This is a genomic window from Nocardia coffeae (genome assembly GCF_019890715.1).
Classification (GTDB): domain Bacteria; phylum Actinomycetota; class Actinomycetes; order Mycobacteriales; family Mycobacteriaceae; genus Nocardia; species Nocardia jiangxiensis.
On the sequence record NZ_JAINZY010000008.1, the window covers coordinates 255,561 to 275,515 of the forward strand.

Below are 19,955 nucleotides of genomic sequence, written 5' to 3' on the forward strand. Positions count from 1 at the left end.
ATGAGTATCGAGATTCCGGCCGGGCTGCAGTGGCTGTCGTATCTCGCAGGATCCTCGTGGCCGAAGGGGGATGAGGACGCCCTCTTCGCGCTGAGCCAGGACTGGACCGATGCATCGAACGCGCTGAACGCGATCATCGCTCCGCTGCACGCCGCGTGTGACACCGCGTCGCAGAACTACAGCGGTAGCGGCGCGGATCAGATGAAATCCCAGTTCGACCAGTTCTTTTCCGGGGACAACTCGGTCGAGAAGATCGTCCAAGGGCTCGAACAACTCGCCGACTCGGTGTTCGACTGCGGACAGCAGACCGAGTACGCCAAGCTGCAGATCATCATCACCCTGGCGGTGATGGCCGCCGAAATCGCCTACGCGCTGGCCACATTGTGGGGAGCATGGGGAGTCGCGCTCATCGAGGCCGAGGGCGCGGGGATCATGCGGTTGATCGCCTCGCGACTGGCCGCCGCGCTGGCCGCGCGGGCGTCGCGGTTGGCAGCGACGCCGTTGTGGAAGTTGACCGCGATCCAGGTGCTCAAGCAGGGCGCGATCGGGCTCGGGACCGATGCCCTGGCGCAGGGGATCGAACTGAGCGAGGGACACAGCAAGGGCTTCAACGTCAAACAGATGTTCATCACCGGCGCGGTCGGCGCGATCTCCGGTGGTGTGGCCACGCCGATCGGTCACTTCGGCGGTAAGTATTTGGGGGGTTGGGTCGCCAAGAACGGCGGAATGAACTGGTGGAAGGCCGGTCTGGTCGCGGTCGGCTCCGGTATTCCCGCCGGTGTCGTCGGTGCGGGCGCGGGCATCGTGGCCTACGGCGCGATGACCGGTCAGTGGGAATTCGATCCGGCCGCCCTGCTCGGTGGTGTCGGCGGTGGTCTCGTCGGTGGCGTACACGGCGTGATGGGTCATTTCCAGAGCAAGTTCACCGCGGGGATGGGCGGATACGAGACGCTGCCCGCCTACAGCGCGCACGACAAACCACCGGCATACAGCGACGGATCCTCGCCGAACAACAAGAACTCCGGCGGCCTCGACACCAAGAGCACCTCGAATTTCACGAGCGATCTGGGCGGGGAGAAGACCCGGGACAATTCGCCGCAGCCGACGCCCTCGCGGGAAGACAACTCCCCGAACGGCCGATCGCGCAATACGCAGGCGCAGAACGCGCGCAGCACCACTACCGAAACGAATCCTGCTGCGGCGCAGACTCCGCGTGGCGCGAACACCAACCCGTTCCGGCAAGGCAACCAGTCACATGTCGAGGATTCGAATGTGCAGGCAGGCACCACTAATCCGTTCCGGCGGGGCAACGGGACACAACCGCGCGTGCCGAACTCGAATGCGCGCGAGGAGAAGACGAACCAGTTCGGTAACCGCAGTGGGCCGCAGTCGCGTGTCGAGGATTCGAACGCGCGTGGCGGGAACACGAATCCGTTCCGTAAGGGTAGTGCGCCGCAGCAGGACTCGGAGTCCACTCCATTGCGGAACACGCCCGCGGCAGATCTGGATCGCAAGCGATACCAGGCGACCGTGGAAGAGGTCCCCGACGAATCCGATATCCCGTCCACGCAGAACCGAACCGTCACGCCCACAGACGATCTGGGTAGCACGCAAAACCGGACCACCGTCGAGGAAGTTCCCGACGAGTCCAATACCCGGTCCGACCCGACCCGCACCTCCACCGAGCACAACCAGAGCCGGTCCACCCCACTCGCGCCGCAGGATTCGACGGGAAGCTCCGCACGCATCCCCAAGTCCGATATCCCGATCCGGAACCGGGCACAGGACCTGTCCCGATCGATGTCCGCCGATTCGACCACGACACGAACCCCGGCCTCCGCACGCCCGAGCTTGTCCTCCCTGGACGACGGATCGCGCTCGGTGACCCGCATCGCCGCGGGATCCAAGACCGAACCCGCACCGAAAGCGACTGCCACACCCTCTGTTTCGGAACAATCCCGGATCCGATCGATGCCGACCGAATCCGACCACTCCCTGTCGACGAATCGCCGGTCCGAACCGCCCTCGATCTCCCGCCAGAACCAGGCGCTGCGCTCGAGCGAAACACCGCTCTCCTCACCCACCGACGAGAGCCGCTCCCCGCTGCACGATTCACAGCAGGTCCGGGCGAATCCGGACGAGGTGCGTAGCTTCGAATCCCTCACGCACGCCGACGGTTTCGCCGCCGACAGGTTGAACACCCGGGACGACCTGCCGAGCCAGGAGCGGGAGGCGCTGGAGGGCAACCGCGACATCGCCACCGTAAATGACCTGCTCCGCAACATCCCACCCGACGACATCATCGACCGGCACACCGAATTCGCCGCCGACCACCAGACCGCGAGCCTGCTCACCGGCAAGGACCATCTCGCCCCGGATATCCCCGCCCTGCGCGAAGTGCCCGCTGATTCGTTGCGTGACCGGCGGGATACGTTGCGGGACAACAAGAACCGCACACCTGATCAAGAACGCGAGATGCGGGCCATCGAGGACATCCTGTCCCACGAGAACCCCGAAGAACGGTGGAATCAACTCCGCGATCGCGCCGCGTTGTATCGCATCTGGACCGATTACTTCCGCCAGAACCTGAACCGGCCTTTCGAGCCCGGCGACATTCAACGCAACATCGACCTGCTCGACAAGGCGACAGGGCACGAACTCCCACTGCCGCAGGCGATTCGCATCGATCGCCCCCTCACCGACCCGGGTGTTCTGGTCGACAAGAACGGTAACCCGTTCACGGGCCGCAACACTCAGGACCTGGTCGACACCGTCCAGCACGAACCCGGCTATCTGCAGCTGCCGCTGCGTGACGAACCGGCCTCGGCGACCAGCAGCCCATTCCGCATGCAGTTGGAGATTCCGCGTGGCACACGAGGTGTCTACGTCGGTGGGGATCACCTGGACACGCATCACCTACTGCTGGCTCGGGACACGACCTACCGGATCACCGGCGTCGACCACGACAACGGCACGACCGTCATCCAGGCCCGGATCGAACCCCGGCCAGAAGACCTCGCGGACGCGAACCTCCGCAAAACCGAGACCACGCAAGAGCGCACCGACAACACCCGCACCGATTCGGATGCGCGTACCCCGGCCGGCAAGCCGGATCGGCGGGAGGTGGAACGCCGGGATCAGCTGGCGCAGGAGATCCGCAAGGGCGGCGGCCGGGATCAGAATGTGATCGATACCCGGCAGCGACTCGAAGACGCCCTCGAGGAGTACGACAGCAAGCGCCGGGCGCTGGAACCCACTCAGGCCGAACATAATCGGACCACGGAGGCCGAGCGCTCGAACAATGCCGACCTGACCGACGCACACAAGCACCTCGACGAGGCTCGGGCGAATGTGGAGCAGGCCCAGGCCGATCACAATGCCGCGGTCGATCACGCGGTCGACCACCAGTACGCGGTACTGAAGGCCGAGGCCGAGCAGCGCATCCAGGAAGCGGACGAGCATGCCGCCACCGTGCACGAGCAAACGGAGAAGCAGCTCCGGGCCGCGCAGAAGAAGCTGACCGACGCACGCGCCAACTGGATGGACAGCCGAGATGCCTACAACCAGCGGGCCGCCGACGTCGAGGCGCGCCGGAACGGCGATCTGACCAAGAGCATCGAGGATGCCGACGCACGCGTACAGAAGGCCCGCGACGACCTGGCCGCGGCCAGGAAGGAATACGAAGAGGCGACAAGGGAATCCGAGCCGGACACCAAGCATCTCAAGGCGCTGCGCGGCAATATCGCCGCGCGCGCGAGCGAGGTGCGCCGCGAACTGGTCGAACGCGAGGCACTGCTGCGAGCCGCACCCGGGGACCACAGCGCGGCGCTGGACAAGGCCATGAACGAGCGCTGGACCGAGGAATCCCGCGCGAGCGCGGAACATGACGATGCGCACAGCAAGAGCAGCAGGATCGCCCGGTTCTTCGAGAAGATCAGCTCGGGCGGCGACCGGGGCACGCGCGGGATCACCGACCGCGACCGGTTCGACAGCGACGTCCGCACCCGCGAGCAGCAACTGCGCAAGGAACTGACCGAGCGGGAAGAACTGGACCTGAACCCGCTCAAATCCGAGCGGGACGCGAACGAAGCCGCCTTCACGAAAGCAGACAAGGAACTCGACAGGACCGGGCTGGAGGTGATCCGCCAACGGACCGAGGCGCTGAGGCAGGCGGGCAAGGCCGATCAGGAGGCGTTCGACACCGGATTGGCCGAGCGCGCCAAGACGTTCGAGGCCATGAACAACAAGCGGATAGCCTCGGCGAAGGACATTCTGGCGGCACTGTCCGTGCACAACGAGGAACTGCTGTCGGACAAACACGACAGCCCGGTCTCGCGCCTGACCGACGACCAGATGCGCGAGCTGATGCGAACCGGTACGCCGGAGCAACGCCTCACCTATCTGTCGGAGTTCGTGCGCCGCAACCACCCCGAGGGTTTCGCGCCCCGCGAGAATCAGATGCTGGGCTTCCTGCTGCGCACCGCCAATATGGGCACCGGCCAGGGCAAGGAAATGCTGATGGCGATGCGGCTGTTCACCGACGCCCTCGAGCACGGCACCTCGTACGGCAGCACCAGCAGCGACAATCTGGTCGCATCGATGGTCGACCTGGTCAAGGCGTTCACGCATCCGAAGACCGGCGCTCCGCTGGTCAACGTCGGCCGCATGACCGACGACGGGCCGATGCCCGAGAACGGCGTCATCGTCGGGACGAAGAACGACTTCCAGTTCCGGGCGTTGCGGGAAGCGCAATCGATGCTGGACAGCATCGCGACCAAGGCGCCCGAGGAGGAAGTCGAGGCGCTGCACAACTGGCTCAACAACGACCGCCCGAAGCTCGACGAGATGAAGGCCACGCTGGACGAGGCCGCCGCGAAGTACCAGGTCGACCGCAGCTTCGAACCGTTCCCGAAGGGCATCTACACCGGCGACGAGTTCGATGCCGCCATGTTCGACGGCCAGGAGGCGGTGCTGACGCCCGGCGGTTCCCAGGCGGAATCGCCCGAGCGGGCGCAACACATCACCGAGGTGACGCATCGCGTCCTGGCCGCGCAGAAGCTGCACGGGCTCACCGACGCGGACTTCGCCCGGCCCGAGCGCACCAAGGGCATGTGGCGAGCGGAACTGACCGACGCCGCGATCGAGAAGTTGAACCAGGTGCCGGGGCCGCACCTGACCCGCGACCACCCCGACGTCGAGATGTACAAGAATGCGGCACTGGCGAATTGGGGCATGATCCGCAACGAGCACTACATCGTCTCGCACGATCCGGAGGGAAATGCCCCGGCGCGCGTCGGACTGCTCGATCACAAGAACACCGACAAACTGATGCTCGACCGGACCAAGGGCACCACCGACGTCCGGGAGAACCGGCTCCAGGACATCGGGCAGTACCTCGACGTGCTGGCCGGTGTGGAGGTCCAGGCCAATCACTCCTCGGAGGCGTTGTACCTGGGGTTCGGTCAGATCGTCGGCAGCAGCTTCCTGCATTCGCCCTCGGGAGTCTCCGGGACGTTGACGCACGTGGAGGACGCGCTCTACGACCAGCACCACATCGGACCGGTGCCGCGCATCGAGAACTACTACGCGGACCGGATCGAGGATCTTCCGGACGTCGTCCTGAAAACCCGGGAGGGGAAACTCGAGGCGTCGGCCGAGGCGATCGTGCAGGAAGCGATCGCGCGGGACGGGGAGATCAAGCTCCGATTCGACGAGAACGGCGTCGTGACCGGAGTGGAGCAGGGCGGTCAGCCGCACTGGCAGGTGCACAGCAACCGGGACATCTCCGGCGATAGTGTGCGCATCGAGCGCGGCGACGACGGCAGCATCACCAAGACGACCGAATTGCACAACTGGCGGGACAAGAAGCCGGAGGAATTCGGCGTCGTCGACTGGGTCGACAAGATCACCAACGACCGGGTGCGCGCGGAGGTCGCGCGGCTCAACGAGGAGCGAGCCCGAACCGGCGAGCCCGAATTGACGGTCGCCGACGACATCACACTCGATTACACCGTGCGGGACGCGCAATGGTACGACCGGCACGGAAACAGTGACGACGCCGAAAACCTCGCCAACGACGAGACCAAGGCCTGGGGTAAGCCCGGCAGTCTGCATTTCGGCCACAAGACCGATGGGCGCGGTGCCAGCCCGAAACCGGACAAGGAGTCGCTGAAGCTGGGTGGCACGCGCGCCCGCACGACCGTCGGCCCGGATGCGGGCGATCGGGCGCACGTCCAGATCCGCGGTCGCGCCCAGCGCGGTGGTTCCGGTGACGACCGGAAGAACGGCGGCTACCCCGGATCGTTCCGGCGCTTCCTGTCACCGGAGGACATGTACACCGAGGTGGCCGATCACGGCGTCGTCACGCAGGTGGTGCGGTACTACAAGGCGGCCACGACGCATGAGCAGGCAGTCGCCGCGGATCACGCGCACAGCACCGATGTCACCCGCACCGAGCGCAGCAATGCCGAGACCGAACTGCACGCGGCCGAACAGCAGTTGCGTGAGGAGACCGTGCCCCACGTGCAGCGTGAGGTGGAGAAGCAGCTGCTCGCGCCCCGAGGCGCGGGGGCGCACCGGGCCGACTCGCCATCGCTGTCCGAGTTGCGGCACAACCTCGATGTGCGATCTTCGCGGACACCGCAGAGCAATTCGCAGCGGTCCGTCACGCCGAACGATCAGCGGACACCGAGCCTCTCGGAGGATTCGAATCCGGCGGAGAACACGAACAATTCGAAGCCCGTGCAGAATCCGGCCGACGCGAACGACTCGGCCGGGACCGATCATTCGGCGTCGAACGGCTCGCACGCCGACGATGTGCCCTACACCGAGGAGGACAACGGCGTAGTCCGCCACTACACGGCGGAGAACGCGGCGGAATGGCTGCGGCGCAGCGGCGCTCTCGCCGGCACCCTGATGTCGTTCAGCACGCCCGGCGGCGACCACTTGCGGGCGGACTTCACCGCGCGCGGGATCGAACTGCGGCACCTCGACGATCGCATCGAAACCACGACCCTGGACGGCCTGCTCGCAGTGATGCAGGACAACCGGGTCGAAACCGTCCGGATCATGCCCGCCGAGCCCTGGGAATCCGCCGATCCGGACACGTACGCGCCGAGCCTGCTGACCGAACAGCCTGGACAGATCGAACAGACCGAAGAAACCGAGCTGCCCGCTGTCGACTTCTTCCGGGGTTTCACCAGCAACGCCGCCGCAGCCGCCGTGCAGCAGATGCCGCTCTGGAACGTGCAGACACCGCAGATCACGCCCCCCGGCAACTCCTCGACCGTGCAGAACCCCGGCACCGAGTCCGAGTCGGAGGACGACCCGTTCGCGCTGGAGGCGGACTACGGCTCCGACCTCGACTCCCTCTACGACGGCGACGCGGAGTCCCTGCACGGCGACGACGATGCTCTGCACGACCCGGCCCGGCACAACCAGCCCTTCGAACTCCCGTCGGACAGCGAACTGTTCGTGATCGGCTCCGACAGCGACTCCGTGTCCAGCGAGGACAGCTTCCTGCTCGACAGCGACCTGCACAACCCCCCTCCGCGCACCACCCGGAAATCGACCGACGCACACAACCCGGCCCTGGAAATCCCTGCGAGCAACGACGTATTCGTGATCGGCTCCGACACCGACTCGCTCTCGGAATACAGCCAGGACGACGTCCCGCACGAGACCACCCCACCCACCATCCAGAAATCGACCACCGCGCCCAACCCGGCCATCGAAATCCCCTCGGGCAACAAAGTATTCACGATCGGCTCCGACTCCGACTTGCTCTCCGAGTACAGCCAGGACGACGCCCTCCACAACCCCGGCCTCGAAATCCCCTCGAGCAACAGACAACTCACGAACCAGTACGAAACCGATTCTCTCTCCGAATACAGCCAAGACGACACTATCCACAATCCGACCCTCGAAATCCCTTCGAGTACCAACCAACTCACGAACCGCTACGACTCCGACTCGCCCTCCGAATACAGCCAGGACGACACCGCCCCCAACCTCATCCTCGAAATCCCTTCGGGCAAAAAACAACTCACGAACCGCGACGATTCCGACTCCCCTTCCGAATACAGCCAGGACTCGCCCGAGACCTTCAGCCAAGCCTTCCCTTACGCTTACCGGGACGGCTCTGCTCACCGGCGAAACAACTCCATCCGCAACCCCGCTCTCGAAACCGCCTCGGGCAAGGGACAATTCACGACCTTCTACGACAGCGACTCCCCCTCCGAGTACAGCCAGGACAGCGAGGGCGAGCCCACCCCGACCGGCGGATCACGCAGGCTCGACCCCCTCCGTTCCACACTGCGGAGGGGCACCGACGGCAAGCCGGTTTCCGAAGCCGAGGCGACCGTCAAGGACCCGGCCTCGACCGTGAAACCGACCGAGAAGTCGACGGACCCGGAAGAAGGCGAATCCTATTTCGGCAGGGATCTCGGACGGCAATTCGATGTCGAACAGCTCTACCTGAGTCCGGCGATGCGGAAATTCGGCAAGGGGCACGAGGGCGCGAAGAACCTCATCGATTACCGACCGATTCCGCAGGAGACCGTGGAATGGTTGCAGCAGCACGTCATTCGGCAGGTCGAGGCGAGTCGCGGCCCGAACGCCAAGTTCCGTGCGGACGTCGAACAGATGCTGACCGCCGATCTGCTGAACAACGAGTGGTCACGTCTGCTGAGCGAGTCGGGATTGCCCCTGCCGGTGGAATACGAGGGCACGAGATATCCGGTCTTCCTGCGTCTTTCGCTGCACGCCCTCGGTCCGCCGGAGGAAAAGGGAAAGCCGACCGACGGCGTGAAGGTGTCGCGAATCCAGCATTTCCAGCGCTCCGTCTTCGACATCCGGCGAACGCTGGGCAATACCAATCTCCGGTCCCTGTCCTATGCCCAGTCCGGCCAGTTACACAAGGGCGCGGTCGACAAGGTGAGCCTGACCGGACAGGTGGACGGCAAGTTCAACGAGATGGCCACCGACCTGCGTATCTCCTCGGAGATCGAGTCGATCGCCAAGCTGCGTAGCCTGGGCATGCACGAGCTCTACGACCTCCATCCGACCTGGGAGGTGCGCGACGGCGACGGTCTGGCCGACCTGCGCGCCCCGGAGCAGATGACCAAGGGCTGGAAAACCATCACCGAACGCCCGCCGAATCTCCTGCAGGCATACTTCCCGGAATACATGACCAAGAGCGGGGAACTACCGGCGATCAATCCGGCGGACACGGCCACCGTCCCCGCGCCGATCGAACGGCTGCGGCGCGAATTCCCGCTCTACGGACCGCACGATATTCCGAATATCGACAAGATCTACGCGGACGTGATCAAATCGTTCGCACCTCAGTTCAAGGATGTCTCCGACAAGTCGATCGAATGGTTGTGGGAATTCTTCCGCGAGGAGAATTTCCTCGGCGCCCTGCCGATCATGTGGAGCGACGGCGCGATGGATTCGCCGACACTGTATTCGAATAGCGGAGCCGAGATCGGATATCTGCGATTCAGCGTCGACCTCAGCGGCGGCCGGGAGCTCACCGGCCCGCCCATCAAGAATTCGCGCGCGGAGCTCTACACCGTGCGGCAACTGGCGGTGCACGGTGCGACGCGGGTCGCCAACTCGCTCGGCTTCCTCTTCGCGCTCACCTCTGCTTTCAAGTTCGGCAAGACCAACCCGGATACCGGCTACCAGGAAACCCCCGGGTTCCGGTTCACGCTCCCCAGAGCCGGGTTGGGGTACCAGGCGAGCTACCACCTGGGCATCAACCACGGCGGCACGACGGCGCGCACCCTGCGGCACAAGGGCGATTTCCTGCACGTCACGCCCGATATGACCATCAACGTCGAACTGGTCCGGAACTTCGGGCATCCGCTGAAGCCCGGCCCCGGTACGCCACTGGGCGATGGGAAGACCTATCCCATCAACATGATGGTGCCGACGCTGAAAACCCTCGGCGACAAACCCAAGACGCCACTGTATCCACCGTCGGAAATCGTGTACCTGCGGCAACTCGGACTGACCACGACACCGCTGAGTGTCGAAGGTGTCGAGCCGCTGCTCGGCGATCTCCAGAAATATCTGTCCGACGAGGGTTTCCTCCGCGACAACCTGGAGAACAACCGCACGCTCGACCAGGTGAAGGCCGGTCCGCGGGCGATGCTGGACGAGAGTATCCAGGGTGGCGCCAAACCCCCCTCCTTCGAGATCGCCACCCCGACCGGCATGCGAAGGGTCACCGCCATGATCGTGACCAAGCGTCGCATGACGGATCCGAAGAACCCGTACGACGGCATCGAGCACGAACTGTCGCTGCCCAAGGTTCCGACGATGAACTACAACGGTGGCAATTCTTCCGGTAACGACCAGTACGTGAATATGTTGCCACGTAATTATGGCGGAAACTTCTCGATCGACAATCTCATCGGCGGCGGCAACCGAGAGCAGCCGTTCGCACGTATCACGGGTGCTTATGTGCACAACTATTCGGCACCGAATATCCGCGATTACGGCTGGAAGATAAACGAGCGGAACATCTTCACCCCGAGTGACGACGGTAGCGAGGTCTTCAGCATCTCGACCGAGTACGAGCTGCACATCTTCGATACGCACGAACCCGCCGCCGCCACCATCGCCAATATCAACCCCAGCGTCGAATCCGCTACAGATAACAGCAAACCCACCACCGACACCAAAGCCGTTACCGCGGCCACCGAACTCACCACCGACCCGAGCAGCAGCGCCGAACTCGCCACCGACACCACCGCAACCGCCATCGAAACCAAGCCCGCCGCCGAACTCGGCACCGGCACCACGGCCGGCACCGGCACCACCACCAGTCGCATACTGCGCGCCGGCACCGGCCGGATCCGGGTGGCACTCCCCACCTATCGCACCCTGTCCAAGAGACCGGACACCCCACCGCCGCCGCTGGAGCCCACGGTCCATGCCATCGACCCGGAGGATCCGGAGGACCAGGCGCTGGTCCAGACATTCACGCAGCGGGCCGATCTGCCCCGTAACCCCAAGATGCAGGACCCCGGCGGCAGCAAGATACTCCGCGAGACCGCCAACAAGGCGCTCATCGAACTGACCGCAGGCATCGAGAAGGACCGTGCCAAGGCCGCGGAAGAAGCGAAGAAAGCCGACGAGGAACCCGAAGCGGTGGTCCCGAAGACCGAGGACACCGATGCCGACCCGATCATTCCCGGCACCTTCCCGACCGAGGAATCACTGGCCGCGCGAGCGAACGAGTCCGACACCGGTCAGCCGACGGTGACCTGGGGCGCAGTGGGCAATTCGCTGCTCGGCGCGGCCCGCTGGCTGGCGGGCAAGACCATCGGTGTCGGCCAGTGGACCCGCCAGACCACGCTCGGCGAACCGCCCGCGAATCCGGATTCGACGGTTGGCGAGGTCTTCCACAGTGCGCTGGCGCCGAGCAATCTGACCGCGTCGATATTCCAGACCTCCTACCCCTTCGAGAGCACCGCCGCTCCCGGCACCCTGGCCGGTATCGATTTCACCGGCGACGTACGTGGTCTGATCAGCAACATCAGAGTGCAGTACAAGCCGAGTTTCGAGGCCGAACAGCTGCTGACGACCAGCTCGCACACCGCCTTCGCCGAATCCGAGCACCCCGCTGACCACGGCGGTGTATCGGCCATCGGCTACTACGGGCGGGACTCCGAAGGCCACGGCACCCTGGCCGGCGGCGGTCAGGGCGGCACGACCCGCGACAAACGCATCACCTCCCGCGCCATGGCCACCAACGACACGTCGGTCACCAGTTACGTGGGTGCGTTCGTATTCGTCGCGGACGCCAAATACCTGATGAGCATCACCGGCGCGCCCCGCAACACCATCCGGAACGTTTTCCCCGGCGGGGCCCGCACGAAGTCCTACGTCATCGATGTACCCGACGCCGTCGAGTTCTACCTCGTGGAAAGTGAATTGCGGCATCATCCCAATTTGCTGGCGCTCGTCCAAGCCCGTGCCGATCTGAAAATTCCGGAACCGTTGAAGGCCGGTAACGGCCCGCCCGACAGTTTCCGGAACAAGGGTGACCTCAACCTGGCCGTCGCCTACGACGTCGACGTCCACGGCCCCCGAAACGCCCTGCGCGACAAGGTGATCGAGGCAGTGGAGAAGAAGGGCAGCGGCATCTCCAAGGTCGGCTCGACCACCTACCAACCCACCGTCCTGCCGCGTATCGCCAAGGCGACCGATGACGATGCGCTCCGTGCCCTGATCAACGGCGGCACGAACGCCACGGACACCCTTCGCTTCTACTACCGCTCCTGGTTCGTTCCACGCCTGATCATCGTCAAGCTCACCGTGACGCACGATCCGTCACGCCTGGGCAAGGACGACAGCGGCAAACCGGTCTCGAAGGAGCTCCGACAGCTCCAGAAAGAGGGCGAACTTCTCCCGGACACCACGCTGCTGGACATCATTCGGGGTTACCAGGGCAGCGGCGGCAACTCCCTGCACATTCCCGGCGCGACCGGTGTCGGCGGCTACCGCACCGTCGACCACCGGGAGAATTTCAACCCCGGTGGCCTGGCCAACGGCGTCCAGCCGAACGCCAGTATCGTCTCCGGCCGGCAGAGCGGGTCCGGCGATCACCGCAGATCGTTCCGGCAGGACCGCACCTGGGTCCGCTCGGTCGGCCTCACCCGAATCTCGGCGCCCTACAAGGTCAACGTCGACGTCAGCTCGTATTCCCTGGCCGAGCCGGTGGCCTCGTGGGTGTCCAAGGGCATCGACGGCCTGGCCTACCTCGGACAGGGCGTCGCGAGTGCGGGACGATCCGTGAGCACCATGATCTGGGGACCGCGGGCGCCCGCGCCCTTGCCCATCGCATTGGGCACATTGAACGTGCCGATCGTACCGGTCACGGTGATCACGCCGGAGTCGGCGATCATACCGGTCACGACGCTCGGCCCGGACCTGGAAGCACAGATGCAAGCGGTCGACGACTCCAGACTCCCGCCCCCGGTCGATTACAACCACATAGAGATGCCGGCCGACGCTCTCATCGTTTTCGAGAATTCCGAGACCAAGGACGACAACACCGTCACGGGCATTACGCCCGGTCTCTATTCCGACGATCCCGGCAAGCCCGTCACGCCGTCCACGCCGGGCAGCACCGTCATCTCCATCAACCCACCCGCCGACCTGCGCGCGCTGTTCGCCGGGCCGACCTGGAAGCCGACGCTCCCGCTGCTTATCCACGACTTCGACGGCAGGGCCGAGCTGGCCCGCGCGCTGCGCGCCGTCGACCCCTCGCTCGTGCGCAGCGTGCAGCCGGGCTTCTCACCGGGCGTCCAGAGCCTGCTGCAATCGCTGGCCCGGTACGGCGTCGAGACGCCCGTCGGGCAGGAGGCCACCAGCGTGGCTCTGGACGATGCCGAGAAGACCAAAGAGCCCATTTCCGTCCAGAACCCCACGGGCGGCAGGTATCTCAAGGTGACTCTCTTCTCGCCGCAGCTCGTCCGGGTCAACCGCAGAACATCGATCGAGGGTATTTCCGTCGCCGAGGATTCGGTGGAACACGACGATCGCGAGACCTACGAGTACAAGTTGACCTTCGGCCTGACGAACGACCTCAACGCGGACGCCACCAACCAGAACACTCCGACGAACATCCCGTTGGACGGCGATACCGTCCGATATGTCAACGCCAGCAATCTGATCCGGCAGTCCACCAACTACGCCCGCTTCGGTGTACAGGGCGATACGAAGAGTTACCGCATCAGTGCCGCCGCGCTCATCGAGGTCGGCGGTCCCAAGGGTGTGCTGTGGGTTTCCGGAAACGTCGAGTTCAACACGATGGAGAACCCCACGGGGCATGTCGACCCACCGGGCATCGACCCGAAGGACGGCAGCGTACTGAAGCCCGAAGACAAAAAAGACGACAAGAAAGACGATACGAAGACGTCGACAACGGATCCGGCGAAGGACGCGACAGACGATCCGGCGAAGAAGAAGACAGAGACGAGAGACGACGCCGCGAAGTCGACCTCGGACCCCGCGAAAGACACGAAAGGTAAGGCCAAAGCCAAGGAACCGACCGGGGAGGCGCACGGAGGCGTCGCTCCGCCGCCGGGATACCGGTGGGCGAGCATGCCGATGGACGGCGATTGCTACATCCACGTGCTGATTCGGGCCCTGCACCCGAACCAGGTGCTGAGCAGACGCGAACGTAATCAGCGGATCCTCGAAATACGTGCGGATATAGTCCAGGAGATCCACAGGAATCCCGACGATTACTTCGCGGATTTCGAGTCCGTCCTGGCGGCAGCGACCGGCTTCTATCGTGAGCGCCTCTCCCGCTTGCTCGTGCCTGGTTCCGCGCTGCACACCGCGGTGCGGCGCCGCCGCTTCGACCGGGTATTCGCGGTGGCCGATCAATCCCGCGAATTCCGCACGATCCTCGAAACGATCGGAGAGGATCCGGAGAGTTATCTCCAATACAACGAGTTCCGGGATCTGTTCACCGCACGACGCGACAATCAGCTCTGGGCTCGCTTCTACCAGCAGGTCGGGGCGCTGGCCGGGCAAGGGGTATGGCGCAGCGCAGCCAGTTATCTGGTCCCCCAGGCCAGCATCGCCGTCCTGAACCGGAACAGGATTCGACTCAACGTCTACATTCCCCGGCAGTACGGCACCGGAACGCCGCTCGGCGACGAAAATTCCACGCACCCCCAGGTCAACGCCCTGATCCATGGTGCTCACTACTACCTCGCCGTACCGGCGCTGGGCTCGTCGGCGACCAGCATCTTCATCACCCCCGACGACACCACGAAGGCCACCACGAGCTCCGATACCACCAGCACCGTGGCCACGGGCAGCACGACCACGGATCCCACCGCGGCCGAGGTCCGGGGAGCGGTATTCGGTCCCGATCGGATTCCGGACATACCCGCGCATTCGCTCGGCTGGACCGATGCCGTGCGTTGGCGCGCGCTCGGCCAGCACTACATGGCGCAACTCGATCAGGACCTGATCGCACGCAATGTGCCGGCGCGGCGGCGCGCGGAACTGCTGCTCGATCTCCGGAACCAGCTGATCACGGTGACCGACGACCTGATGATGTCGCGGATGCCCGCCGATCCCTTCTGGGCCAATCGGAAATTGACGCTGGAACGGGCATTCACCGACTTCCGGACCCTCGATCCGGCAGCGTCCGACGAAGACATTCACAACGCCATCGCCAGGGGGTCGTACGCCTGGAACCGGAGGCTGCATCAGACCACCGGAGTGGATCCGCACAATCCGTTCCCCGCCGGTCGCCCGTCGGCCGCGCCGTGGAGCGCCGAAACCACGCCCACCGGCAAGAGCAAGACCGTGTCATCCGGCGACGGCACGTCACAGTCCACCGGCACGGACCACCGGGCCACTGCCTTCGCGCCCGGTACCAGCGAAAAGGCGCCGATGTCGATCGGCCTACCGCCCGCGACCACACGGCCGCCCAAACCCGGCATATTGCGCCGGCCGGGCGGCCTGCGCGAGCCGGACGCACCGCACAAGAGTGTGCGGTTCGCCGACCCCATCGACGACGCCACCACCAACCCACCCCTCGTCCGCCGCACCTCGCGGAAGCCGTCCACTCAGCGCCCGTCCGCCGAAACCGAACACACACCCATCGACGTCACCGCCCTGCGAAACGCCCTGCGCACAGACTCCGACGACGAAACCGAACACACACCCGTCGTCCGCCACACCCCGGAAACCCCGTCGACCCAGCGCCCGTCCGCCGAAACCGGACCCGACCCCATCGACGTCACCGCCCTGCGAAACACGCTCCGCACAGACTCCGACGACGAATCCACGCCCGGATCCGAAAAACCGCCCATTCCCCCGCGCTCCCCGCGGCGGCCGGGGACCACGCGGGCGACAACTCGGCCACGATCCCCGGTGCGGGACCGGCTCGCGGAGTCCGGCTCGGAGCCCTTCCCGAATCCCTTGGGCCTCACCCGAACTCCGCGCGTCATCACCAGACGCGGCGCCCCTCGGACACGGCGCGGTCCCCCGATCTCGCAGACCGAACTGTCCGACACCGGATCCTCCGGCTCAGGACGCCGAGGCACCTCGTTCTCCGGATCCGAGGCCGATGCATTCCACACCGACAGCTCGTTCCTGTCTGCCTCGTTCAGGCGCACACCGTCGCGCCGCCTGCGCACGACCAGCAGCCTGCTGTCGGCGATTCCCGAATTCGACGACGCGCCGTTCGAACGGACGACGACTCGGCCGGACATCCCGCCGCGGTCCCCGCGGCGAACAGCGCCCACGGAGCCCGGCCCACAGACCACCTTCCGCGATCCAGCGGACCTCACCCGACCCCCGCGCGGCACCACCGTGCGCGGCGGCAGATCCGTTCGGACACGGACGGATCAGCGGGCGTCACGCCCCGAACTGTCCGAGACCGCACTGTTCAGCATCGGACGCCACGACACGACGGTCCCCGGATCGGGCAGACTCGACGGCTCGTTCGCACCCGCCTCGTTCCGGCCCGTGCGGCGGCCACGCCTGCGCCCCACCACCACCCAACTGCCGACGATCAACGAATTCGGAAGCACGCCGACCGGCACGACGCGGCGGACCACCTACGCCCCGCCCCTGCGCCGCAAAGACAACCTGCAGTCGCGCCCCGTATTCGAGAACACACCGATCACCCCGGCACCACCGCCACACCAGAGCACACGAACCACGCAGGACGACCCGTTCACGTACATCCCGCCACATCCCTTGCGCCGCAAGGACAACCTGCGGGCACGCCCGGTCTCCGAGAACACGCCGATCACCCCGACGACGCAACCACACCGGACGATACGAACCACCCGGGACGACCCGTTCACACACATCCCGTCACGGCCCCTGCGCCGCAGAGGCGACGAGCGGATCCAACGCATATCCGAGGCCGCGACGTTCGACACGACACCGCAGTACACACCGAACACGCATGTCGCGGCACGGCCCCTGCCGCGCCTCCCCGACCGGCTCGCGGGACGTCCGGTATTCGAGAACACGCCGATCGACACAACGCAGCAGACCACGCCGATCCGGACGGACGGGAGTGCGCCGGGCCGCCGCATCCGCACCGTCTTTCAGCGGCCGCTGAACCTACTGCGCAGCGGCGCAACGGCTTTCGGCAGACGTTTCACGACGAGCAGCACCCGCGAGGACGGTTCCTCCGTCGACGGTTCCTCCGTCTACTCCGACAGCACCCACTCGTCGGTGGACACGTACACCGGGAACACCCCGTTCCAATGCGTCGTCGACACCCTCGGCAGCATCAAACGGGAGACCGGCAGCCGCAAGATCCGCGTCCCGACGAAGCCGTCGTCGCTGCCCGGCCGCTCCCGACGCGCCCTGCGGTGGTACAGCCGCGGCCGGTTGCGCGGTTATCCGGACGAGCACGAGATCGCCCGGGAACTGTTCCTGCTCGGTCCCGGAGCGCAAGCCCTGATCGTCGGCGAACACCGCACCGTCAACGCGAACGGCGTCGGCGCACACGCCTACCGGATGATCCACCACGACGACGGCATCGTCCGGGTGCACGACGTCGCCCGGGTCAGGCCCCCCGGCAACGCCGGCTGGGCCAGCGTGCACGCCGTCCTCTACACCCCCGACGGCAGGCCGAGCCGCCCCGTCCGCCGCCACGACGACAGCATCCCCGAACTGCCGGGACGCACCCGCATCGGCGCACCGGAGGAGAACAGCGCACACACCGGAACCGGGATCGTCCTGCCGACCGTTCCGGAGGATCTGCCGGAGGAAGTGCGGACCGCACTGACGGCGCACCAGGCGCTGCCGATCGCCGATGATGTGCTGCGCGCCGAATCGACCTCGCAGGACGACGCCTGGGACAAGCGGGTCGCCGCGTGGTACGCCGAGGTGGACCAGGACTACGAGCTGGTGCGCCGGCTGGTTCCCCGCCGCGCGAAGGTCCCCGACATCGAGGGGTTGCGCAACGAGCTGAACCGGCTGAGCAGCGAGCTGGAGACCAATCCGAGTCCCACCGACGAAGAACTGCGCACAGTGCAGATATTGCGAGACCTGTTGTCCCGCGCGGATCCCGCGGCACACTGGGAACGGATGCTGGACCATGTCTCGCAGGTTCGCGAATGGTCCGGTTTCCTGATCAGGCACATCGGCGACGCATTCGACCCGGACGTGGTGCAGGGACACGTCGCGCGGCTCAACACCGCGACCGACCGTGACCTCGGGCTGACCGCACCGATCCGTGTCCGCGGCAATTTCGTGACCGGAAGGCACGGGGACACAACCGAATTCGATCCGCGGAGCCTCATCGGCAGTGTGCGGCGCGAGCGCGGCTTCCTGACCGTCTCACTCGATGACACACCTCCCCCGGCGCGCGAGGGCGACCGGGCGCACCCGATGGAGTTGGTGCTCCCGCCCGGTACGCGAGGTGTCCGCCTCACCACCGACGAGCAGGGCCGCAACCATCTACTGCTGCCCCTGGACACGCACTTCCGGATCACCGGCGTCGACGACGACACCGGTGTCGTGCGTGCCACGGTCGAATCCACCCTGGGCGCAACACAATCCGCCGATTTCGTCGTCTCGGACCGAACCGCCGCCGCCGAGCCCGAAACCCCGGCCGCGGCGGCCCCGGCGGTCCCGCAACACTGGCAACCGGTGCGGCACGACAGCGATCCGCTGATGGCGGCCATCGCCCGCATTCTGAACCTGCCCGACGTCGCCGCGGTCCGGAATCGGATCGACCAGCGCCTGACGGAGATGGAACGCTCCGAAAGCGACGCGCTCGCCGAATTCCGAGGTATCCGGCAGGCCGGACGGATGTCCGACGAGGACTGGGAACGCGAGCAGAACAAGTCGCAGGACACGCTCGACTGGGTGGCCGAGGCCCGCCGGACGATGGCGGGCGAGCCTGGCGCGCATCGGAATTCGGCCGAGCCCGAGGCGGCGGACGCGCCGCTGAAGATCGCCGCCCGGGTCTTCAACATGAACGTGGTCAGCATGCACCCGGACGGGACCGCGTCCACGACGGTGCCACTGCTGTACAGCCCGAATGTGTTCGTGCGCCGCACATCCGAGGGCGGCTACGAGATCGGCGTCACTCCGCAGGGCAATCTGTTCACGGCGGTGAGTACCGCACGCGACCGCGCCGAACTCGCCGCCCGCTCCGGTGCGACGCTGAACATCCCGCCGCCGCGCACCCGGATGCTGGCCTCCCCGGCGATTCCGCTGCTCGGGGGCAGGGCGCTGCTCTACAAGTACATCGGCGAGACCCGGCCGATCGTCCCCATGACCGGCATCGATGCGATCCCGGACGCCAAACCGCTGACGGCGGCACCCGCCCGCGACTACCACACGCCGGTCGAGCACATGACGCCCGAGGAACTCGAAGCGCACCGGCTGTTCGTCGGCGAGGACGGCCTGTTGCGACGGGCGGTGGACGGGCTGCCGTTCGACACCACCTGGGCGCACAACGCGCAGGACGACAGTTTCGGCCGCGCGATATTCGTGATGGACGAGTTCGGCAACCTGTATGCCGGTGACCAGGACTTCGGTGTCCGGCACCATTCCTCGTTCCTGGGCGGGCGCACCGTGACCGCGGCCGGTGAGCTCGACGTGCGCGACGGCCTGCTGCGGGTGATGAGCGACGCCAGCGGGCACTATCAGCCGCAACCGTGGCACAACGACGTCGCGCTGGATCTGCTTCGGCGGCAGGGGCTTCTGCTCGATCCGAACTTCTCCCGCCGGGACTTCCTGGATCAGCCGCGCGACCGGGCGAACGAGCTGGACCGGCAGCGGGCCGAGATCACCCGGCAGCAGATCCGGTTCGATGCGACGAACCAGGCGATCACCCAGCGGGAGAACGCATTCGCCGCCGCGCACCCGGATTCCGGGCACGGGGATCCGGTGACGCGCGAAACCCTGCGAACCGCGCGCGAGGATCTGGACCTGGA

General features: G+C 65.9%; 1 protein-coding gene (only partly in view). It reads left to right on the forward strand.

From position 1 onward, the window contains the following. Window positions 1–19,955, forward strand: the 5' portion of a protein-coding gene (locus K7711_RS27845; protein WP_222972410.1) for a C2 family cysteine protease. The gene runs 26,074 nt beyond the window's last position; 19,955 of the gene's 46,029 nt are visible here — the first part of the coding sequence; the start codon lies at window positions 1–3; the stop codon falls past the right edge of the window.